We start from the raw sequence: 21,214 nt of genomic DNA, 5'->3' as shown, positions 1-21,214 counted from the left end.
TGTTTAGAGATTTGAGATCAATCGCGTCTTTCTCAGCAAAAATTGCACTACTGTTTCTTGGCGTGAAATCACATCAACTGTTCCTTCCATGCCTGCTTGTAATGGACACTGCCGCCGTTCATCTCCGACAAACGATTGAGCAGGCTCCATTGTGATCTCATAGGTCGCGGGTGCATTCTCTGATGCAGGTCGAGCATCTGGAGCAACCGTTTTGATCACACCGTTCAAGGTTCCATAATCGGGAAACGGACAAGCTGAAACGCGCATTTGAATGGTTTGCCCCGGTTTCACTTTATCGATGTCCTGTGCCGCGATTTGACCTTTCAGAACGAACGGAGCATTTTGAGGTGCAATAAACGCGATCGCTTCTCCCGATCGCACCACTTGATCCGCATTTCGTAAGTTCAATTGCAGAACAGTTCCCGAAATCGGTGCGCGAACCACACTTTGATCAAAGCTGCGTTCAACCTGCTGCAATTCCTTTGAAGTACGATCGAGTTGTCGCTGAAGTTCAATCCGATTTTGCAATAGCTGCTCTCGCTGCTGTCTCAATGTTGCGAGTGTTGAAGCGCCTCGTGCTTGAGTTTGAGCAATTTCTTCCTGCGCTCTTGCAATCTCAGCATCGGTTGGATTCAAAGCGGTACTCGCTCGATCGACTTTCGCTTGTGCCACTTGAACCGCTGCTTCTTTTTCCTTCAAGGTCAGTGCTGGAACTGCCCCCTCTGCTGCTAACTGTCGAAATCGTCTCAGTTCATCCTGTGCCAAATTCAGTGCGGCTCTCGCTTCTTCTACATTCGATGTCGCAGTTGCTTGCTGATCCTGGAACACTCTTTGTTGGCTTCTCAATTGAGCTTCTGCCGCTTGAACACTGCGATCGACCACATTCGATTCGGCTGCAATCTGACTATCAAGTGCTTGAATCTGAGCGTTCACCTGATTCAATTGCAATCTTCCCTGTCGTAAATCGCCTTCAAGCTGGCTTTTCGTGGTCATCAAACGAGAATCATCCATCCGAGCAACAATGTCACCCGCTTTCACTTTCTGATTCTCCTTCACAGTGATCTCTTTCACCGTTCCCTCGATCGCAGATTGCACCAGTCGCAAATCTCCCGCAGGTCGCACCGTCCCAGGTGCTTTCACGGTCACGTTATACTTCAGCACTGTAGACAACAAAATTGCTGCTCCAAACACCGTCAGCATCACACCACCACCTACGATCGCCCAAGGACTAAGACGCGGTAGAAACTCGTTCTGGCTGAGGGTTGGAACTTGAATGGGGGTTTCTTCCATGTCAGGCTCCTGAGTGTATTAAGGAAAGATCTCCGATAGGCTGCGATCGGAGATCTTCACGATGCGTCGATCAAACCAACTTAAGAGACGATCAAGCCCTTCGGATCGAAGTTCAACTGAAAGTCTTTGAGAGCGCTGGTGTCGATCGCGTTTTTCTCGGCGGTCACGAGTTGGCTCACGGCGCTACCACCCGGACCCGATTGAGCATCCGCTTTGAATCCAAGCGATTCATTGTTGAAGTTAAAGCTCGTGCTGATCAAATCCTTCAGACTGATTCCACCAGAGACGACTTCTTGTTGTTCATCAGACAGTTCAACGAACAATTCAGACTGTACAGCTACACGGTTCATAATCATTTTCCTCATTTGTTTTGTGTGTTTGCGTTGTTTTTCCAACTGTGCCGATTTAGTAGACGATCAAGCCCTTCGGATCGAAGTTCAATTGAAAGTCTTTGAGAGCGCTGGTGTCGATCGCGCTTTTCTCAGCCGTGACGATTTGGCTGACGGTGCTGCCACCCGGACCCGATTGAGCATCCGCTTTGAATCCAAGCGATTCGTTCTTAAAGTTGAAGTCCGTGCTGATCAAATCTTTCAGGCTGATTCCACCAGAGACGATTTCTTGTTGTTCATCAGACAGTTCAACGAACAATTCGGATTGCACAGCTACACGGTTCATAATGATCTTCCTCATTGGTTTTGTGTGTTTGCGTTGGTTTGTTTTTCCAACTGTGCATAGTTTGTCCGATGGGATTGTTCACCTGCCAGTTCAATCAATGTTCAGTTTTTGTTCAATTTTTGAGCAGGAACTAAAGAAGAGAGGTACGAGAACGATTTCACTGGGATTGCGAATGATGGGGTGTTTGTTTACCCGCTGTCTCGCCCGGTGTTAAACCACCGGGCTAATCGAGGGAACCCCACTGAAGTGGGCTGAAACCTCAGTTTTAGGGGGCTTCAGCCTCCTTTCTCCCATTAGCCCGGTGGTTTAGCACCGGGCGGACTAAATCGCAGCGATAGACTATCATCGACCCAAAAATTTGCAGATACTCATTCCACCGTCGCAATACAATCAATCTCAACTAACAAATCCTTCGGCAATCGTGCCACCTCCACACAAATCCGAGCAGGCGCAGTCTCTTCCTCAAAGTACTTCGCATAAACCGCATTCATCGCCGCAAAATCATTGATATCTTTCAAAAACACAGTCGTCTTCACCACATTCGACATTGATGATCCAGCCGCTGCCAAAATCGCTTTCATGCTGGTCAATGCTCGTTCCGTTTGAGCCACAACATCGCCTGCCCCAACAATCTCACCTGTTGCCGGATCAAGCGAAATCTGTCCCGCAACAAAGACTAAACCTTGAGCCACGATCGCTTGATTGTAAGGTCCCACTGGAGCAGGAGCCGCATCAGTCCGAATCACTTGTTTCACTGGTTTGTTCATAGGGGCTTGGGTCGCATTCCATAATTTCTGTACTGTAAATAATCGTGCAAAACGCGATCGTGATCAAAACATAAATTCTCAGGAATCTCCCAAGTGTGGATCACGCGGACGTTTTTCGCATCGTCGCCCGCTTTTGGTTCCCCTTTTGCCGTGGCAACATAAACCACACTCATCGTGTGTTTGCGCTCGTCTCGATTGGGATCAGAATATACGCCGAGCAAATCTACCAGTTCGATTTCGAGTCCAGTTTCTTCCTGTGCTTCAAGGTGTGCGGTCTTTTCTGCTGAGTTGCCGTAATCGATGAAGCCGCCGGGAATTGCCCAACCGTGGGGCGGGTTCAAGCGTTCGATTAACACGATCGGGCGATTGGGTCGATCGATCAGTTCGATGATGATGTCAACGGTGGGAGCGGGATTGCGATAAGCCATAGAAAATTACGTTTTCAGAACTATTCTTGATTCTTCTTTCGACAGAGATTGGGCTTTGGGTCTTGTGTTACAGTTCAAAGTGCCTTTTCCTCGTGTTTAATTCTATGTCTTTGAAGCGATCGAGCGGCGTTTTGCTGCATCCTACCTCTTTTCCCGGTCAGTTTGGGATTGGTGAACTCGGAGCCGAGGCGCATCGGTTTATTGAGTTTTTGGTGCAAAGTGGTCAGCAGTATTGGCAAGTTTTACCTCTAGGTCCAACAGGCTACGGAAATTCCCCGTATGCGTCGTATTCTTCGATGGCAGGGAATCCATTGTTAATTAGCTTAGAAGAATTGCGCGATCGCGGTTTACTGGAAGACTCTGATTTCTACAATCTGCCCGATTTTTGGCTGAATGGTGTGGACTACGATCGCGTTTATGCCACGAAAGCTCCACTGTGGCGAAAAGCGTATGAAGCATTCAAACATCAAGCTTCTGAGCAGCGAAAGTTTGCTGAGTTTTGCACTGAGAAAGCATTCTGGCTCGAAGACTATGCGCTGTTCATGGCATTGAAAGACGAAAACGGTGGGAAAAGCTGGTACGAGTGGGAACCGGAATTGATGCAGTTCAAACCGAGTGCGATCGAGCAAGCCCATGTTCGCCTACAAGATAAGATTAACTATCAAAAATTCCTGCAATATCAGTTCTTTCGCCAATGGTTGAAGCTAAAACAACATGCAAACGACAATGGTGTTCAAATCATTGGGGACATTCCAATCTATGTCGCGCATGATAGTGCTGATGTGTGGGCGAACTCACAGAACTTTAAGCTTGATCCTGAAACCGGACATCCCGAACTAATGGCAGGAGTTCCACCGGATTACTTTAGTGCAACGGGTCAGCTTTGGGGCAATCCTATCTATGATTGGGACTATCTCCAAAAGACTGATTTCAAGTGGTGGATACAACGCTTTGAAGCAATGTTGGATTTGGTAGATTGGATTCGGATTGACCATTTCCGAGGCTTCCAAGCTTACTGGGCAGTACCACAAGGTGAAGAGACTGCGATCAATGGCAACTGGGTCGAAGCTCCGGGAGAATTGTTTTTTGAAATGCTCGATCGTAAGCTTGGTAAGCTTCCAATTCTGGCTGAAGACTTAGGTGTGATTACTCCCGAAGTCGAAGAACTCAGAGATAAATTTGAGTTTCCCGGAATGAAGATCATTCACTTTGCTTTTGGCTCTGATCCGGGCAATCCTTATCTCCCGTTTAACTATCCGCGCAACTGCCTGGTTTACACTGGAACTCACGATAACGATACAACGATCGGCTGGTACGAGTCGCTTTCAGACCATGAGCGCAACAATCTATTAAACTATCTGGGCTGTGTGAGTCGGCATGGTATCCATTGGGACTTGATTCGAGTTGCAATGAGTTCTGTTGCAGTGTTGTCGATCGTTCCGCTTCAAGACTTGATGGGATTAGGGACAGATGCACGAATGAACGCACCCGGAAAACCTGAAGGGAACTGGGGTTGGCGCTATCGCTCTGAGATGTTGAGTGATGAAATTCGCGATCGATTTGCAAGCTTCACGCATCTCTTCGGACGTGCTCCACAGAAAAATCAACGCGATTGAAACTGTTTGAGCAACCAAGTGCTAACTTTGCCGTGATTCATTTCACGACTCAATCGAAAGGCTTCTTCTAACACAGAGATTTCTAGACCTGCAAGGACTTGAGATTGAGTGATTTTGTAGGAGCCTTGATTCGCGATCGCAAATGCCAATACGCTCATCTTCTGCACATCCACAATCCAATACTCTCGCACTCCTAAAGTTTCATACAGCAACCGCTTATCCCCTTTATCATCTGACAGCGACGAATCCGCCACCTCAATCACCAGATCCGGTGCTGGATAGAGATCAAGATCAATAATCTTCGCTTCCCAAGGAATTGCATCCACATTTGCACCAATGTAAAGAGAGGTATCAGGCTGAACTTCCAGATAACCCGTTTTGCGATAGGTGCAATTGTCATGCCCATCAATGTCAATGTCTCGCAAGCTTGCATACAAGGAAACCGCGAAAATCAGAATAAAATGATCGCGTGAATGCGGGTTTCCCAGTGCTGCCATTGATTCAATCCTCATCTGTCCGTTGTGATAGTAAGCCTTGATCTGTCCAGAGTCAGGATCGTTGGAGGCTTGGACAAATTCATCCCAGGTAGCGGGAATCCAGGTATCAGTTTGTGCTGGTGTTTTTAACTGGCTCATACAAGGTTCGCGATCGCTTTACTCGTTATTGTAGTTCACGTCAATCTCGCTTCTTCTGCGTTAACTTTAATTTGTTGACGATCGAGCAAATTTCCAATGGCGACCAAGATTGGATCAGTTCTGGCAACTATCGCAAGTCAGCAAGCGGTTGATTTCACTCAGCAGGCAACTGCATCAGCACAAGCCGTTTTTGGATTGGCAAAAACAATCCAAGAGAAGCCACTGACAGGAGATTTGCTTAAAACGGTGCAGCCTTATGTGGGGCAGTTTTCTTCGTTGCTCGATGCGCTCAATTCGCCATTGGGATTGATGGCAAAAGAAGTGATTCCGTTTGCGTCGATCGCGGTTTCGTTGCTGAAATTGGTTTATGAGACCACGAAGAGAGATCCAACGCTTGAAGAGTGCATGGCATTGGTCGTTCAGGGAGCTTATTTAGAAAGCTTTAAGATGCAAATTGCAGCGGATGAGAAGCTTCTCTCAAGAATTGGAGAAAAGCAAGTTTCACAATCGGTTGCTCAACAAGTGCATAGACTGGCAGATTTGGAAATTAGCGATCGAGAAGCAAGACGGGCGATCGTCAGCTTTCAAGAATCGGAGTTAGCAATCGAGTTAAATCGGGCGTTGCAAGCGCGGTTAGAAGATGCGGGACTTGCAATCAACGAAGCGGCATTGTTGTGCGATCGCGTTTCTCGAACAGTTCCTCGGATTTTGAGCGAAGAACTTGCGAAGGCTGCCGATCAATTGAAACCTTTAGCAGAACTCTATCGATTAGGTGGACAAGCAGTTTTAGAACGGACTCAGAGCTTAGAAGATTATTTAGCCAAAGAGATCGCATCGAAGCCGCAAGAAAAGGTATTTGATGAAGAACATCTAACCTTTCAGGATCTCTATGTTCGATTGAAAGTGCAATTGCTCAATCAAGATGGGAAAGAGATCGACGAACAACCGATCGACTTAGAAACTTGGGTAGAGCAACAATTGTTAGATCCGCGAGAACAAAATCGGGTGTTGTTCATTCAAGGCGAAGCGGGACGGGGAAAAAGTGTGTTTTGTCGAATGTTTAGCGATCGAGTGCGGCGAAAACTGCATCCGAGTTTTATGCCGATCGTGATTCGGCTGCGACATTTGAGAAGATTGGCGAGCAATCTCACGCAGACGCTAGAGAACTCTTTGGAAACTTGGGATTTTGTCACGAGTGATTCGAGTTGGTTGACCGATCGCAATACTCGGTTTTTGTTTTTGCTCGATGGCTTTGATGAATTGTTGCTCGAAGGTCGCGCCAGTGGAGGACTGAAAGAGTTTTTGCAACAGATTGAAGACTTTCAGCGCAATTCGCATCATCGATTTGTGATTACCGGAAGACCGCTTTCTTTGCAGGGAATCGATCGCTTAATCACTCAGACGAAAAGTTTAGCGCGGGTGGCGATTCAGCCAATGAATGATGAGATTCGGCAGCGGTGGATCGCTCAGTGGGCGCAGCAGTTTGGCAGTGAGGAAACGCATCGATTTTCTCAGTTTCTCGACAACTGCCCAGAAGAAGTCAAGAATGATTTGGCGCGAGAACCTTTATTGCTGTATTTGCTGGCAAGGTTGCATCGGGAACAGCGATTGAATGCGGGAATGCTGCAAACCGAGAACAAGATCGATGCGAAGGTGCTGATTTATGATGAAGCGGTGAAATGGGTGCTGGATAAGCAGCGGGAAGATGAGAATTTTAGGCTGACTGGATTGGAGCCAGACGAGTTACGGCGGTTTTTGACTGAGGCGGCGTTGTGTGTGGTGCAGGCGGGGAATGAGTATGCACCGATTAGAATGCTGGAGATGCGGTGTGTGAAGGATGCGAATAACGCGATCGCGAAATTGATTCAGAAGGCAAGACAAAACACAGAAACCGATGAGGCAAAAGCACTGAATAGCCTGTTAACAGCGTTTTACATTAAGCCTGCATCGGGAGATAAGGGTGGCTCGGTTGAGTTTACACATAAGAGTTTTGGTGAGTTTTTGTGTGCGGAACGGTTGAGAGATGCGATTGTGCGTTGGACTGCTCCCGGTATGAAACCCGATCCGTTTTATGTTAAAAATGACCAACTTTACCGAGAGATTTACGATTTACTCGGTTCGCCTGTTCTGAGTGTGGAAATTGTAGAATTTTTGATGGCTTTGCTGATTAGAAGTGGCGATGAGTTTAAGCCCGTAGAACTATTTGAGCGGTTGAATACGTTCTATGAGCTTTGGCGTGAAGGATATTTTATTGATGCCCCACCAGAGAACTTGCCGCAGGAAAAAATGCGGATGTTGCGAGAACAGATACCAGATCAAGAAAAACTGCTTGGAATAAAACAAGTTGATGTTTATGCAGGAATAAATGTATTGATTCTTTTATTAGAGTTAAATCGCCACGCCCAGACTTTTGTAGGGACAGAATTTGCTTTTCATCCTGGCATATCACAAGAAGGCGACCTGGATGAAACTACTCTATTTGATCTCATCAACTACTGTGACTGCTCATTTCGCCGTCCTCTAGATTTTCAAAGCTTCTTTTCTTCAGTTGCAGGCAGATTTCTGAGGTGTTCCAACTTATCTGGCTTAGAGTTCTGTGGCTTAGGTTTTGAAGAAGTAGACTTCAGTAACGCTGATCTGAGGAATGCAAATTTCTTTCGTGCATTTTGTGGCTCTTGTGATTTTAGATTTGCGCTGTTAAATGATGCAAAGCTTGATCGGGGTAGTTTTTCCCACTCAGATTTTTCCAATGCCAGCTTAATCAATGCAAGTTTAATTGGTGCAGATCTCAGCAGCGTTAACTTAAGTAGTGCAGATCTAACAAATTCAATTCTTAGCAATATTGTTTGGAACAAATACACTAAGTGGGAAAATGTAAAAGGTTTAGAGACAGCGATCGATGTTCCGATCGCTCTAAAACAGCAGTTAGGTCTAGAGTGAATCGCGGATAATGGGAGAACTGCTATCAAAAGAGGAATTATGTCGTACAAAATTGATGTAGTAATTGAAAAAGATGCGGACGGCTATTACGCTTACTGTCCAGCACTGAAAGGCTGTCAAACTCAAGGCGACAATTTAGAGGAAGTGCAAGCCAACATCAAAGAAGCGATCGGGTTGTATCTTTCTACTCTTTCAGAAGAAGAGAAACAAGCGCTCCAGAAACAAGAAGTTTTAACAATGACGCTAGAGGTGCAAGTTGCCTAAAGCGCCGCGTTTAACTGCTCAAGAAGCAGAAAAACTACTTTCCAATGCTGGCTTTACACTCATTCGGACAAGCGGTAGTCATCGAATTTATTTCAAAGATGGTATTCGAGTCGTCGTGCCTTTTCATGGAAGCAAAATTCTGCATCCAAAGATTGTGAGGCAAGTTCTCGACGCAGTTAACCCTGAAGATGAAGATTTAGAGAATAGAGACGATTAAGGCTTAAACCAGGAAGCAAAATCCCGATCGCTCTAAAACAGCAGTTAGGTCTGGAGTAAAGCCACGCTCGATCGCCTTTGGATGAGAGAAAGTTTGCAGAGATTAAGCCATGTTCCTCGATCGATTCCTCTCAAAGCACGATCGTATGATCTTCTACTGGACTTGTTTAAGCCATGTTCCTCGATCGATTCCTCTCAAAGCACGATCGTATGATCTTCTACTGGACTTGTTTAAGCCTTCTCCCTCAATTGATTCCTCTCAAAGCACAAACGATCGTGCTTTGTTGCCCGACCACTTCCGCTTGAAGGTCAATCGATCGTGTTCTTAGCGCTCTTGTTTGAGCCTTGTTGCTCAATTGATTCATCTTCAAGATGAATGACTGGGCTTACTTGCTCAGGTTCTATCCGATGCCAACTGTGCGATCGCGGATAATGGGAGAACTGCGATCGCGCTTCATCCAGCTAGAATTAAAACACTTCTCACAAAGAACAAACTCATGGAAATTGCGCCTCACATCAATGTAGATCCTGCAATCTGTAGCAGCACACCCGTCATCACTGGAACCCGCATTCAAGTCTCGATCGTGGTCGGCTCTCTTGCTGGCGGCATGAGCAAAGAAGAAGTGATGGAAGCTTACGGACTGACCAAATCCCAAATCGAAGGCGCACTTGCTTATGCAACCGATCTCATCAAGCAAGCCGAAATCTTCCCGATCGGAGTCTAGTCTGTGAACTTCTTAGTTGATGAAAATATGCCTCGTAATCTTGCGGCTGAGATCGTTGAACTTGGTTTCTCTGCTCAGGACGTTCGCGATATTGGTTTATGCGGTCATCCTGATACCGAAGTCATGGAAGCTGCGATCGCGAATGATGCAATTATCATCACCCGCGATAGAGGACTCGCAGATCCGAGAGGCTGGTCTGAAGACTTCACAGCCGGGGCGATTTTCGTGAATTTACCCAGCGACACTCCAGCAAAAACTGTTAATGATAAAGTTCTCGACTTGATTGCGAATCGCCTACCCGAATCCCTTCTTGGGGCAATTACAAACCTAGAACCCCGTCGTGCTATCTCTCGCGCTATTCGCCGCAAATCTAAATAATCAGAGAAGTTCGATCGCTCTAAGACAGCAGCTACTAAAGTGGATCGCGGATAATGGGAGAACTGCGATCGCGCTCAGAGAATCTGGGATGATATGACAGATTCCGCGATCACATGATATGGACTTACTGAACCGAGAAAACGCATTCATTCAACCTCAAAAACTGCTCGGATATCTTGGATCATTGATCTAGGGCAAGAAAACCCGCGATTTGTCACTGCACATCCATTCTAAAGACACTCACGAGGTTGGCAATGATTCAAGAACTAGATACAGTCGTTCTCACGCATGATATTCAGAAGGAAGGTTTGAAAACGGGAGATCGAGGAGCGATCGTACATTGTTACAGTGATGGGCAAGCTTTTGAGGTTGAATTTGTGAATGCAGAAGGTCACACGATCGCGCTTCTGACATTGACCCATTCAGATATTCAACCAGAAACATCTCAACAGACAAACACAAACAAAGCTGTATTTTAAGAACGATCGCTCTAAAACAGCCGCTAGGTCTAGAATAAATCGCGAATAATGGGAGAACTGCGATCGCAAATCTTATGGAAACCAACTTACTCCAACGAATCACACACGATATCAACATCTGTCACGGTAAGCCCTGCATCCGAGGATTACGCTATCCGGTGGAATTCCTTTTGGAACTGTTGAGCGCGGGAATGACGATCGAAGAAATCTTGGCAGACTACGACGACTTAGAGCGCGAAGACATTCTAGCTGCGGTTTGCTTTGTCGATCGGCTTAATTCAAACATCAAGCTATGATCAACACTTATAATTTTTAACTTCTAGACTATGCCTACGCTTAACCAAGTTCTTGAAACAGCGATGCAGCTATCCTTAGAGCAGCAAGAAATGCTCATTGAGATTTTGCGGCATCGTCATACTGAGCAGCGTCGAGAAGAAATTGCGAGAGATGCGAAAGAATCACTTCAGCTATTTCGTGAAGGCAAAGTGAAACCCAAGCCTTTAGAAGAGATCATTACAGAATTGCGCCAGTCTCTCGATAACGACGAATGAAACTGTCTACAACACCGAAATTTACCAGAGCGTTCCGAAAGCTTGTAAATTATTGGAGAGTCACATTGGCAGACTGATCGAGAACTGTACCAATCGTGCAAGCCCCAACTAAGTTCGCACCTTCAAGATTTGCATCTTGTAGTTCAGCACAAAGCAGATTTGCACCTGCTAGGTTTGCACCTGCTAGGTTTGCACCTTGTAAATCGGCTTCCTCTAAATTTGCCTCGTTGAATTGTGCGCCTTGTAAGTCTGCTTGGCTAAGGTTTGCACCGTGGAGATTTACACCGTTTAGATTCGCTCCCCGAAGATCTGCTCCCCGAAGATCAACGCCCTGTAAGCTAACTCCCATCAGGTTTGTACCGCTGAGGAATGCACCGGATAGGTTAGCGCGAGTGAGGCGCGATCGCATCAGATTCGCTCCCCGCAAGTTACTTCCTCTCAGATCCGCCTCAGTCAAATCTGCCTGCATCAAGTTCGCACCTGTTAAAGATGCTCTGAGATCTGCACCAATTAACTGACAGCCGACTAAGTTCGCACCATCTAGAACTGCACCGGATAGCTTTGCATTGGTAAAATCTGCACCAGAGAGCTTTGCGCCTGCAAGATTCACCCCGCTAAGTTCTGATTTTGAGAAATCTTCGTCTTGTAGATCTGCACCTGCAAGCTGCTTCACTTTTCCCGATCGAATTGCCTGAATGTCCATTTATACTTGCTCCGTCACTTTGTCAGACAAATCTAGCAGAGCTTCATCCGAATGTGAATCAAGCAACCACATTCCAGCCGCAATCTTTGGCATTTGAATCGGTAAGCTGAGTCCTTGTTGCATTGCGTTGGCTAGAAGACTCAAGGCTTCGACGAGTTTACTATCCCAGCGATCGCCCGCTTCAGCCTGACATTCAGAAAGCGCGATCGAAAATGCCGTTTCAGGATTGCTCGATCGATGATGTACGACTCGTTGTTGAAACTCTGCTAACAGTCCAAGAATTCTAGACTCTAAAGGAATCTCATCGCCTGCGAGTCCAGCAGGTTGTCCTTGTCCATTCCATTGTTCGGATTGATGCGTGATGATCGTTGCGATCGCATTTAACCGTCCCATATTGCGGAGAATTTGCGATCCAGGAACGATCGGACAGCAAGGCGCTTCGGTTGGATAATCTGAAGTACGCCCGAAGCTTCCAGGACTGAGAACACTATCTGCTTGCTGCAAGAAAGCTAATCGATGCAGCAAGGCAGAGAGACGTAAGCGGTTTAGCTGCCAAGCTGGAAGATCGAGCAGTTGTGCCATTGCTTCCGAGAGTGATGCCACTTCAGCAGCGGCGTTTGGATTACTGATATCGGTTTGATCAATCAATTGAGCGAGACGGAGGAAAGCTTGAAGTTCGTTGGAGGTGAGATTGTTATCTAATGCTTCGTGTTTAGAGCGCGATCGTAATTCTTCCTGCTCGCTTTGCAGATAGTTCACAACCATCGAAACTGCTTGATAAATCTCGTCTTGATCGCTAGGTTGAGCTTTGATTTCAGCGACTTTAGCTCGAAGTTGATTTGCTAGGTCAGGATTGTATCGATCGATATGTCCGATCGCGAAGTGAATGGTCTCTTCAACTAATCCCGCCTCGAATGTCCAAAAACCGTAGAATTTCCGCTCAAGATCTTCAGTTGGAACGCCTTGAACACCATAGTCTTCCTCCGAAAGTTCTTGGCAGAGAACCATCGCCGTGTAAGACGGAGCCAAAATCATTAAGTGCCACTCTTGAGAAACTGGATCAGATTGATCCAATTCGACCAAGGCAACATTCGATCGCTGACTTGTTGGATGTTCTTGAAATCCCGTGTCAGATGAAGCCATGATCACGATTTGATTTGCATGATCGGCAATTTCAGCATAGCGATCGGCTTCTTGGAGATACCATTTTCCCCGTTGGAAGGCAGTCACCACCAGGGGCGCACTAGAACAGCTTAGAATACAGTCTTCGAGCGCATGACAGAGTGAAACCAAGGTGTTTTTGTAGTACACACCAAAATTGAGCGGACGTTTGCCGACGGCTCCGGGTTGGTGAGCCACTCTGAGATCGTTGAGAATCGAACCTTCCAACATAAGCGAGAGAAATTAGGGGGCGGTAACAAGTCGGGGATTGGGTTTGTCGATCGGGGCGGACAAAGCTTCTTCAAGTTCTGCTCGTCCCAACCGCTCTTCTAGAATATCCATCACTTCGCGCCCGAAATCATTGGGATTGCGTTTCCAGGCTTGTAAACAGACTTCACCGAAGAAAGATCCGAGGGGTTCTGGATTCCAAAGCAATTTCCGAACCGTCCACGGTTTGACATTCATGGGATCATATCCGGGTTTGAGAATGTCATTTTTGAAAGCGTAATCTTCTAAATGGGTGTGCGGTTGCAGACCAATGAAGAAGATTGCAGGCTCAACTTTGTCGGCTCCGAAAATCCGTTCGAGTTCGCGGTGATACGCGATCGTTTGTCGAATCGTTTCGGGGCGCTCATCAATTACATTAAACGAATAATTGACTGAAACTAAATCATTAAATCCTGCGGCTTTGAGATCGCGACAGTTTTCCAGAACCGTTCTGAGGTTGTAACCCATTCTCATTTTGCGAACGAGTTCCTGAGAACCGCTGGTGATGCCAATCTCGAAATAGTTCATTCCGGTCTTCACCATCAATTCAGCCAATTGCGGCGTGAGATTGTCAGCGCGAATGTATGCCGCCCAGTGAATATCGGTCATGCCTGCATCCAGGATCTTTTGCAGCAGTTCAACGGCATCATCAATAAACTTCCGGGCTGGAATGAATTGAGCATCGGTAAACCAGAAATTGCGAACTCCTTTTTTATAAAGTTGCTGCATTTCTTCGACGACTTCATCAGCGGGATTGATTCGGACTTGTTTGCCTTCAATCACCGTATAGACGCAGTAACAGCAGTTGTGAGGACAGCCGCGCTTGGTTTGAACCCCGATGTAGAAATCCTGAGATTGGAAATAGTACTCGAATTCTTTCCAGATTTGAGCAATGTAGTCGTAGTTGCAGGCAGTTTTCTCGATCGGGGTTGGAAATTCGTGGATCATGCGATCGCGGGCTTTCGTCTCCCCCACGATGTAACAGCGCTCATCTAGAAAATCTTGACCCCGCAGCAATTTTTCCAAGAGCGCTTCGCCTTCACCCACAGATACGATCGTGCCTTTGGGTAAATTTTTCGCGACTTGTTCATAGAACACGCTCACCGCGCCGCCACCAACAATGATTTTGGCATCAGGATTATATTTTCTAGCGCGTTTTACGCCTCGATGAATCAAATTCGAGTTGCGCCACAGTTCACCGTAATAGCCCGATGCAATTCTGAGCAATCCGAGTGCGCCACGTGTTTTGAGAAGGGGATTCTTCGCGTAGTAGTATTCAAACGTGTATTGCAGCGGGTTTCCGCCGCGTCCGCCGACAGGCGCATAAATTTGGATATCACGCCAAGAGTAAACCAGCAGGGTTGGCTTGAATTCATCAATGCAGGCATCCAGCGCAGAAGCGTAATCGAGAGGCGGAACTGTGCCCAGATCGAAGATTTTCTGGGTAATCTCTGGAAACTGCTTATGAACATGATCAGCGAGGTAGACCACGCCGATCGGGAAAATGGGATTACAAGGGAGCCGAACGTAGAGAATCCGAGTTTCCATAGCGTTCCTGAAATTGTTTCATATAACTTTACGATATCACTGACTTTCCGTTCTCTGCATGGATAACGGCAAATTTTAGATTGAAATCGATCGAGGTTGATCGCGAAAAGAGCGAGAGATTATTTTTTAGGTGCATTTTTGTTGCATCGAGTATCCATAGATTAAGTAGATTTAACTTTTTCTCGATCGTTTGACATCGCTTAATTTCATGCCATAAATTGTCGCAAAAAGAAATCGTTGGTAATCGCTTTTACAGTCGTCAGGGATCGCCCAGTGTTAGTGTTCAAATAGCCTATTTTTCTAGTGTAGGATCTTAACCGCCATGCCTCAAATTCTTGATCCTCTACCGTCATCAGGTGGATCTGATCCGATTGTGTGTTGCTACGTAAATGCGACTAGCCAAATTCAAGTTGCCCGGATTACAAATGTGCCAAATTGGTATTTTGAGCGCGTGGTTTTTCCGGGTCAGCGATTGTTATTTGAAGCCGTTTCGACTGCTCAACTTGAGATTCATACCGGGATGATGGCAAGCGCGATTTTGTCCGATACGATTCCTTGTTCGACTTTAATGGTGAGCGAGGAGGGCGGTGGTGAACCGTTTCCTCAGTCGCTAGAAGTGGCAATGACTTCTCATAAAGTCGTGTAAAGTCTTTACCTTTCTTAAAAAATGGTTTCGGATTGTTTGTTTAATAACTATTTCAATGCTTAGAGCCGCAACTGTGGCTCTTTTTTTGCACAATTGAGAAGACAGGTTTCGGTGAACGCTTTGGATTTACCTTCTTTTCTTTGGTTGTGGAAGATCGCGGCTTGGGCGATGGGCTTGACGATCGCGGCTTATCTAATCCAAGTAGTAACGGGTTCTGAGTTACTGTTTGGTGCGAAAAGAACGCGCTCGCTTCATATCGGAACGGGAATTGCGATCGCAATCTTCGTTCTGGTTTTACTCGGAATCGGGTTAGTCGGCACGATCGGACATTACGGCAGTCTCGGACACTCAAATCATTTGTGGTCAGGGCTTGCTGTGGTCGAACTCGTCTTTCTCTCGGCTTGGAGTGCGGTACAGATTCCGAGTCAGCCTTGGGCGCGATCGGTTCACATTGGCGTGAATTTCCTTCTCTGTTTGGGACTCGTTTGGGTGTCGATCACAGGTTGGGAAGTGGTACAGAAATATCTTTAACGGGTGCAGTTGACCATCGATCGCCTTGAACGATCGTATGAACGCGCCAAGCTTCAGACGTTTTAGGAAAGTCCGATCGATAATGTCCGCCTCGACTTTCCGTTCTAAAATGGGCACTTTTTAGAATTAACTCTGCAACCTCAAACAAGTTGTACAACTCTCCCCAATCGCGGATTTCTTCAGCAGCGAGATCAAGTTTGAACGATTGTTCAGGTTTGAGATTGCAGAGAAGTTGGCTCAAAGGCAGTTGGAGAAAGTCTTGCCGCCAGGATTGAATTTGAGCGATCGCACTTTCTAAACTTTTCTGCTCCCTTGAAATTCCCGCACCTTGCCAAACTAATCGAGGAAGTGCTGAACGAAAATGATCGATCGGTTCAAACGAAACAGAAACGGTCGCAACGGCTTTCAAAGAAGTTGCCGCGATCGATTCGATTTCTAACTCTCGAAACTGTGCGCCAAAAACTAAACATTCCAACAGTGAATTACTTGCGAGTCGATTCGCTCCGTGAACTCCGGTACTGGCAGTTTCACCGACCGCGTAAAGATGCTCGATCGACGTTTCATTCCCCAATCCCGCACCAATTCCACCCATCCAATAATGAGCAGCGGGAGCCACCGGAATCGGTTCTTTGAACACATCCACGCCCCACTTCTGGCAAACCTGAATAATATTCGGGAATCGATATTGAATTGTTTCTGCTGGAATCGGGCGCAAATCTAACCAAACGGTTGCGATCGCTGGATCAGATTCGGTTTTTTGAATGTGATTAAAAATAGCGCGGCTCACAACATCACGGGGAGCCAGTTCGCCTGACGGATGATAATCGAAGGCAAAACGGTGTCCTTGTCGATCGACTAAATGCGCTCCTTCTCCCCGAACTGCTTCGCTAATTAGGAACTTTGGCGCACCCGGTTTAGTTAAAGCAGTTGGGTGGAACTGTACGAATTCGAGATCTCGTAAAATTGCTCCGGCTCTGTGTGCGATCGCAACTCCGTCTCCCGTACTCACCGCCGGATTCGTCGTCTGAGCAAAAACCTGTCCCCCTCCCCCGGTTGCCAAAATCACCGCCTGAGCGCGAATCCAATGCACTTCAGATTGGTGAATCAGGCAAACGCCTTGACAGCGATTCTCAGAATCAAGCCACAAATCCAGCACAAAGGTTTGATCTAAAACCTGAATATTTTTGCGCTCTAACACTCTCTCAGCTAAAACACTGACAACCGCTCTTCCCGTTGTGTCCGCTGCATGAAGCACTCGACGACGAGAATGAGCCGCTTCTAGCGTCAAAGCAAGCTGATTTTGATGTCGATCGAATGCCACCCCCAAATCCACTAGGTGATGAATACACTCAGCCGCATTCTCCACCAAAAATTCAACCGCATCCCCATCACACAATCCCGCACCCGCTGAAAGTGTATCTGCGACATGAAGCGAAGTCGAATCCTGCGGATCGATCACGGCTGCAATTCCACCCTGCGCCCAATCACTCGCAGACCGAGCCACACTATCTTTCGTAATCAAACCCACTCGATATCGATCGGGCAATGAGAGCGCTGTATAGAGTCCCGCTGCTCCCGCCCCAACAACCAGCACATCATACGCAGATTGCAACATTGCTGTCCCTTGGATAAAAAAATCGCTCCGCGCAGACTGGATTAATCTGCGGAGAGCGCAACTCTACAAAGTGAGAACAATCTTAGAGCACGTTTGAAAAGTATAAAAAGCTTCCTCGCTTCGTTCTATCTCGCCCCGGACTGGAAGTCGGGGCTGACGGTGCGAAGTCCAGTAAACCGGACTGAAGACCTTACCTAATCTGGAGATTAGTCCCCTTCAGTGGACTTCGTTCGGTTAGCCCCGACTTCCAGTCCGGGGGCGGGTAATGCAATCAACGATACTTTTCAAACATCCTCTTAGCGGTAAATTCCGTTGTTATAGCGGTCTCCACCTTCGACCAGTTCCTTAGATACTTCCGTCGCAACGAAATTATCCATATTCGCTTGCAGAATTTCCTTTTGCTTGTCAGACAAGCCAGGAATGTTCAGCACATCTTCAATCGATTCGTAAGGCGCATTTTTTACAATTAGACCCGCCAAAGTCGGATACAATCCCGGCAATTGACGGAACGCACGAACGTTCGTGTTATTCAGATCGAGCTTTTTCCCGTACTCGGTCGCCATTTTATCTTCGACCACGTTGCGGTAGTCCGCTGCTAACACGGTGACACCATTGAAATTAGCTGCGATCGCTGCTTGGGGCAACCAGCCCAGACAGCCCACTACCAAACTCAAAGCCGCCAAAAAGCGAATCAAACGTTTCATTGTTAATCCCTCCCACTGGATCGAGCAAACGCAATACACAGCCTTTATTAGAGCCTATCATTTTGCGGGATCGAAATTAGTGCAGAGTGCCTAAAGTTGTTTTGAGAAAGCCATCAAGATCGGCAAATGAGCAAGCATGAGTCGGAGTCGGGCTGTCGTATCCCTTGAGTTCAACGACGTAGCGCTCTAGAAAGTTCGCGTTTCCAACCTGTTCTGCTAAATGCTGGTAGGTTCTTTCTCCTAAAGCAATATCGAGTCCAAGCTGCTTCGTCGCGGATTCTAAGCGAAAGGCTGCGTTCACGGTGTCCCCTAACGCGGTGTAATCCGGTCGATCGCCGCTTCCGGTATTTCCCACCATTGCAAATCCGGTATTCACCCCTGCTCCAATCCGAATCGGAAACGGTAGCGGGTATTGGTGATAAAGATTATTCGTCATCCGGTGTAAAGCATTAATCGCCTGACAGATTCGCAGCGCTTCATCTCGATCGACTCCATTCGCGCCATGCGTCCAAACTGCCATCACCGCATCGCCAATATATTTATCCACCCAGCTTCCATACTCACGAATAATGTCGCCTGCTTGTCGAAACCAGGTTCCAATCACTTCTGAGAGCAGCTTTTCATCGAGTTGGCGAGTCAGAATTGTGAAATCGCGAATATCGACCACCAGCACCGAAATTAAACGGCGAACGTGCAGCGTTGCAGTGGCAGTGAACTCTTTGGAATCCGGCTCTTCGGAATTGGAAACAGGGCGAATTAAGGGACAGAAGAAATCGACCTCGGTTTGCCCGAACGTTAAACGATCGCCATTTTGAAGTGTCACCGGAATGCTGACTCGTCGCCCATTCACGAAGGTTCCATTTCGGCTACCTAAATCGATTAGGTAAAATTCCCCGGTTTCCATCCATTGCAGCATGGCATGATTTCGCGAAATCCAGCGATCGCGAATCACAAACGTATTATCTTCACTTCGTCCGATCGTCCAGCAATTATTGCCCACCAGCGGGAGGCGACGGTTGCTGAAATCGCTGCTGTGCAGCACAAGATGGGGAGTAGGTTGGAGAGTAACCACAGGCTCAACAAGGAAAGGAACGCATTCTTTCTTATGATGCAACGCCTGAGTTCTAAATGTTTCAGTAGTAGCGCCCGGAATGTAAGACCGAAACGAATTACTTTTGACTGTAATCTCCGCAGTGTTTCAGAGGCAAAAATCCGAGATGCTCCTGCCGCCTCCGCAATTATGCTAACACTGCTGCGACCCAAAATAAGCTGTCAACCAAAATTGTACTCAGCACGGCACCACCGAACGCAACCCAGTAGGAGGTTTTCGCTCGTAGCGCGAATGTACCGACGCTTAGTAGAATAGCGGCTAGTGAAATTACCCAGAAGATTCCGTTTGGGGTGTACATTTGCATAAGCGCTTGTTGAAAAATCGGCGCGACCGCATCGGGTTCGACCTGCATTAACTTACGCCAGTGTGGAATTAAATCCGTCAAATAAAAGTAAAGATCTGTGACCGCAGTTCCAAAGAGCGATCCAAGATAGAAAAAGTTTCCCAGTTTGCACCAGTTTTTTCTTAAGCCCCAGAGCGCGATCGGTAATCCAATGGCTTCGATCGGTAAATGTAACGTCGGCTCCCAGCGGAACCAGCCCCAATACAGTGATCCCGCTAACCATGTCCAGGTAAAGCCTGTGAGCAATTCGCCCCAGTGTTTCGTTTGCGGTTTGGCGGAAAGCGCGATCGATGCCCAGACCCAGACTGAAGTGAGCAAGAGGCAGAGGAGCGGCATGGAGCGAACTAGCGGAGCCTCAAAGAAAACAGGCACTGACACTAGAAAGACCGATGCACCGAAAATGAGAAGAGCGCGAGGAGGAGCAGAGCGCTCTATATATGAAGATTCTGAAACCGCAATCACTTCAGCCTCTGGGGAGTAAGACGTATTGGAGCCGGACGGATAGGAAATCAAGGATTTTTCTTAAGCCTACTTATTTTATTAACTTAACTTAACATTACCATAGGAAACTTTCAGAGAAGCGATCGGGGATCTTGAATTGCTCCTTTTGATAAATACCCCCTGGGGGCATAGCTCTAATCGTACTGGAAATTTCCTGAAATCGCTGAAAAATTTTGGAATGGGAAACCAGAAACTCTCAGAAAGGCTGTACACTCACAGCGAGAGTTTTGCTCCATAGATTAAGGAAGCGCATAATGCCAGTTCTTCTCGTTGCAAATCAGGTTAATAGTCTTTTTGCTGTGTTCCAAGGCATTGTGCTCGGCTTGGTTCAAGGAATTACCGAATTTCTGCCGATTAGTAGTACTGCCCATTTGATCATTTTTACGGATATTTTTGGCTGGCAGACTCAATGGACGAAGGCTGCACTGGATGGGATTCAGTTCGGCAGTGTGATCGCGGTGGTGATGTACTTCTGGAAGGATATTCGATCGATTCTATCTGGAGCCTTAGCAGCATTCGTCCGAAAGGAATGGTATCGCGAGGAGTGGAAGATTTTAGTCGGAATTGTGATCGGAACAATTCCCGCGCTGGGAATGGGCTTTGTTCTAAAAGAATTGAACATGCTACCGGAGAGTGCGCTGATTATTGCCACGATGTCGATCGTGATGTCGCTTTTATTAGGACTGGCAGAACAGATCGGAACTCGCAAACGCGGATTCGATGAACTGGAGATTAAAGACGGAATTCTCGTAGGTTTGGGGCAAATGATCGCATTGTTGCCGGGAGCTTCGCGATCTGGTTCTACGTTGACCGCAGCATTGTTTCTAGGATTGCGTCGGGAAACCGCAGCACGATTTTCTTTTCTACTTGGAATTCCGACTTTGGCGATCGCGACTCTAGTTCAAACGGGCGATGTTCTGAAAGAGGCGGATATGGGATTGCCGCTCTTAGTCGGGATCGTGTCCGCATTTGTGTTTTCGTATTTATCGATCGCTTGGTTGCTGAAATTTTTACAGCGTCAAAGTACCTGGGTATTCGTCTGGTATCGATTGGCTTTGGGTGCAACCTTGTTTGCTGCGATCGCAATGGGGCGTTTAAGCTAGATAAGTTGTGTAGTTTC

The 21,214-nt window shown here is 47.0% G+C and carries 26 protein-coding genes; 13 read left to right on the top strand and 13 right to left on the bottom strand.

The genetic code is table 11. The features are described 5' to 3' along the window. Nucleotides 1-3 precede the first annotated feature (3 nt). The 5 genes from ACQ4M5_RS24530 to ACQ4M5_RS24510 all read right to left on the bottom strand — a co-directional run bounded on the left by ACQ4M5_RS24530 (nt 4) and on the right by ACQ4M5_RS24510 (nt 3,160). On the bottom strand, nt 4-1,290 hold the full coding sequence (locus ACQ4M5_RS24530; RefSeq protein ID WP_430678328.1) for an HlyD family efflux transporter periplasmic adaptor subunit: 1,287 nt from the start codon (nt 1,288-1,290) through the stop codon (nt 4-6). Nucleotides 1,291-1,370: 80 nt separating this feature from the next. Continuing rightward, nucleotides 1,371-1,640, bottom strand: coding sequence for a CTB family bacteriocin (locus ACQ4M5_RS24525; protein WP_430678327.1), 270 nt, complete (start codon nt 1,638-1,640; stop codon nt 1,371-1,373). Between the two features lie 55 nt (nt 1,641-1,695). Further along, nucleotides 1,696-1,965: a CTB family bacteriocin gene (locus tag ACQ4M5_RS24520; RefSeq protein ID WP_430678325.1), complete on the bottom strand. Its 270-nt coding sequence runs from the start codon at nt 1,963-1,965 to the stop codon at nt 1,696-1,698. Between the two features lie 368 nt (nt 1,966-2,333). Then, nucleotides 2,334-2,732, bottom strand: a complete 399-nt coding sequence (locus tag ACQ4M5_RS24515) for a RidA family protein (RefSeq protein ID WP_430678324.1) — start codon at nt 2,730-2,732, stop codon at nt 2,334-2,336. Beyond that, nucleotides 2,729-3,160, bottom strand: coding sequence for an NUDIX domain-containing protein (locus tag ACQ4M5_RS24510; RefSeq protein WP_430678323.1), 432 nt, complete (start codon nt 3,158-3,160; stop codon nt 2,729-2,731). Before ACQ4M5_RS24510 ends, ACQ4M5_RS24515 begins: the two co-directional genes overlap by 4 nt. A 104-nt stretch (nt 3,161-3,264) precedes the next feature. Here ACQ4M5_RS24510 and malQ point away from each other — a divergent pair, with 104 nt between their 5' ends. Beyond that, nucleotides 3,265-4,776, top strand: coding sequence for a 4-alpha-glucanotransferase (gene malQ, locus ACQ4M5_RS24505; protein ID WP_430678322.1), 1,512 nt, complete (start codon nt 3,265-3,267; stop codon nt 4,774-4,776). Here the strand turns inward: malQ and ACQ4M5_RS24500 are convergent. After that, complete coding sequence (locus ACQ4M5_RS24500) at nt 4,764-5,411, bottom strand: Uma2 family endonuclease (protein WP_430678321.1); 648 nt, start codon at nt 5,409-5,411, stop codon at nt 4,764-4,766. The genes malQ and ACQ4M5_RS24500 overlap by 13 nt on opposite strands. Before the next feature lie 96 nt (nt 5,412-5,507). Here ACQ4M5_RS24500 and ACQ4M5_RS24495 point away from each other — a divergent pair, with 96 nt between their 5' ends. The 9 genes from ACQ4M5_RS24495 to ACQ4M5_RS24455 all read left to right on the top strand — a co-directional run bounded on the left by ACQ4M5_RS24495 (nt 5,508) and on the right by ACQ4M5_RS24455 (nt 10,964). Continuing rightward, nucleotides 5,508-8,351, top strand: coding sequence for a pentapeptide repeat-containing protein (locus ACQ4M5_RS24495; protein WP_430678320.1), 2,844 nt, complete (start codon nt 5,508-5,510; stop codon nt 8,349-8,351). 39 nt (nt 8,352-8,390) lie between these two features. Then, nucleotides 8,391-8,615: a type II toxin-antitoxin system HicB family antitoxin gene (locus tag ACQ4M5_RS24490; RefSeq protein WP_430678319.1), complete on the top strand. Its 225-nt coding sequence runs from the start codon at nt 8,391-8,393 to the stop codon at nt 8,613-8,615. Further along, a complete protein-coding gene (locus ACQ4M5_RS24485) occupies nt 8,608-8,832 on the top strand; it encodes a type II toxin-antitoxin system HicA family toxin (RefSeq protein ID WP_430678318.1) in 225 nt (74 codons plus the stop codon). Before ACQ4M5_RS24490 ends, ACQ4M5_RS24485 begins: the two co-directional genes overlap by 8 nt. Before the next feature lie 109 nt (nt 8,833-8,941). Further along, entirely contained in the window at nt 8,942-9,160 is a 219-nt protein-coding gene (locus ACQ4M5_RS24480) for a hypothetical protein (RefSeq protein ID WP_430678317.1), read from the top strand. Nucleotides 9,161-9,328: 168 nt separating this feature from the next. Next, complete coding sequence (locus tag ACQ4M5_RS24475) at nt 9,329-9,556, top strand: DUF433 domain-containing protein (protein ID WP_430678316.1); 228 nt, start codon at nt 9,329-9,331, stop codon at nt 9,554-9,556. 3 nt (nt 9,557-9,559) lie between these two features. Then, the gene (locus tag ACQ4M5_RS24470) at nt 9,560-9,934 is read left to right on the top strand and encodes a DUF5615 family PIN-like protein (RefSeq protein WP_430678314.1); all 375 of its coding nucleotides are present in this window, start codon (nt 9,560-9,562) and stop codon (nt 9,932-9,934) included. Nucleotides 9,935-10,188: 254 nt separating this feature from the next. Continuing rightward, the gene (locus tag ACQ4M5_RS24465; RefSeq protein ID WP_430678312.1) at nt 10,189-10,413 is read left to right on the top strand and encodes a DUF4926 domain-containing protein; all 225 of its coding nucleotides are present in this window, start codon (nt 10,189-10,191) and stop codon (nt 10,411-10,413) included. A 74-nt stretch (nt 10,414-10,487) separates the two neighbouring features. Further along, the gene (locus ACQ4M5_RS24460; protein ID WP_430678310.1) at nt 10,488-10,709 is read left to right on the top strand and encodes a DUF433 domain-containing protein; all 222 of its coding nucleotides are present in this window, start codon (nt 10,488-10,490) and stop codon (nt 10,707-10,709) included. Nucleotides 10,710-10,739: 30 nt separating this feature from the next. Continuing rightward, nucleotides 10,740-10,964 (top strand): hypothetical protein, encoded by a 225-nt coding sequence (locus ACQ4M5_RS24455; RefSeq protein WP_430678309.1) that lies wholly within the window; start codon nt 10,740-10,742, stop codon nt 10,962-10,964. Between the two features lie 49 nt (nt 10,965-11,013). On the opposite strand, the gene ACQ4M5_RS24450 is transcribed toward ACQ4M5_RS24455, so the two are convergent. From ACQ4M5_RS24450 to ACQ4M5_RS24440, 3 genes are read right to left on the bottom strand one after another with little or no spacing between them, the layout of a single operon-like run. Next, complete coding sequence (locus ACQ4M5_RS24450) at nt 11,014-11,667, bottom strand: pentapeptide repeat-containing protein (RefSeq protein WP_430678307.1); 654 nt, start codon at nt 11,665-11,667, stop codon at nt 11,014-11,016. Continuing rightward, nucleotides 11,668-13,059 (bottom strand): DICT sensory domain-containing protein, encoded by a 1,392-nt coding sequence (locus ACQ4M5_RS24445; RefSeq protein WP_430678306.1) that lies wholly within the window; start codon nt 13,057-13,059, stop codon nt 11,668-11,670. A 12-nt stretch (nt 13,060-13,071) separates the two neighbouring features. Further along, on the bottom strand, nt 13,072-14,643 hold the full coding sequence (locus ACQ4M5_RS24440; protein ID WP_430678305.1) for a photosystem II high light acclimation radical SAM protein: 1,572 nt from the start codon (nt 14,641-14,643) through the stop codon (nt 13,072-13,074). A gap of 322 nt (nt 14,644-14,965) precedes the next feature. Between ACQ4M5_RS24440 and ACQ4M5_RS24435 the strand changes: the two genes are divergently transcribed. Then, entirely contained in the window at nt 14,966-15,289 is a 324-nt protein-coding gene (locus ACQ4M5_RS24435; RefSeq protein ID WP_430678304.1) for a DUF1830 domain-containing protein, read from the top strand. Between the two features lie 111 nt (nt 15,290-15,400). Then, nucleotides 15,401-15,820: a DUF4079 domain-containing protein gene (locus tag ACQ4M5_RS24430; protein WP_430678303.1), complete on the top strand. Its 420-nt coding sequence runs from the start codon at nt 15,401-15,403 to the stop codon at nt 15,818-15,820. Here the strand turns inward: ACQ4M5_RS24430 and nadB are convergent. The 4 genes from nadB to ACQ4M5_RS24410 form a co-directional block, all read right to left on the bottom strand. Then, a complete protein-coding gene (gene nadB, locus ACQ4M5_RS24425) occupies nt 15,786-17,435 on the bottom strand; it encodes an L-aspartate oxidase (RefSeq protein WP_430678302.1) in 1,650 nt (549 codons plus the stop codon). The genes ACQ4M5_RS24430 and nadB overlap by 35 nt on opposite strands. 296 nt (nt 17,436-17,731) lie before the next feature. Continuing rightward, nucleotides 17,732-18,139, bottom strand: coding sequence for a photosystem II complex extrinsic protein PsbU (gene psbU, locus ACQ4M5_RS24420; RefSeq protein WP_430678300.1), 408 nt, complete (start codon nt 18,137-18,139; stop codon nt 17,732-17,734). A gap of 76 nt (nt 18,140-18,215) precedes the next feature. Further along, the gene (locus tag ACQ4M5_RS24415; RefSeq protein ID WP_430678299.1) at nt 18,216-19,211 is read right to left on the bottom strand and encodes an FHA domain-containing protein; all 996 of its coding nucleotides are present in this window, start codon (nt 19,209-19,211) and stop codon (nt 18,216-18,218) included. 166 nt (nt 19,212-19,377) lie between these two features. Next, nucleotides 19,378-20,106 carry a DUF3120 domain-containing protein gene (locus ACQ4M5_RS24410; RefSeq protein WP_430678298.1) on the bottom strand — a complete coding sequence of 243 codons (729 nt, stop codon included), beginning with the start codon at nt 20,104-20,106 and terminating at the stop codon, nt 19,378-19,380. Between the two features lie 242 nt (nt 20,107-20,348). Here ACQ4M5_RS24410 and ACQ4M5_RS24405 point away from each other — a divergent pair, with 242 nt between their 5' ends. Continuing rightward, nucleotides 20,349-21,197, top strand: a complete 849-nt coding sequence (locus tag ACQ4M5_RS24405) for an undecaprenyl-diphosphate phosphatase (protein WP_430678297.1) — start codon at nt 20,349-20,351, stop codon at nt 21,195-21,197. Nucleotides 21,198-21,214: the final 17 nt, after the last annotated feature.

The organism is Leptolyngbya sp. AN10, assembly GCF_050565645.1.
Classification (GTDB): Bacteria; Cyanobacteriota; Cyanobacteriia; order Leptolyngbyales; family Leptolyngbyaceae; genus Leptolyngbya.
The sequence above is the reverse complement of the archived record's forward strand: the minus strand, read 5'-3'. Positions and strand labels throughout refer to the sequence as shown.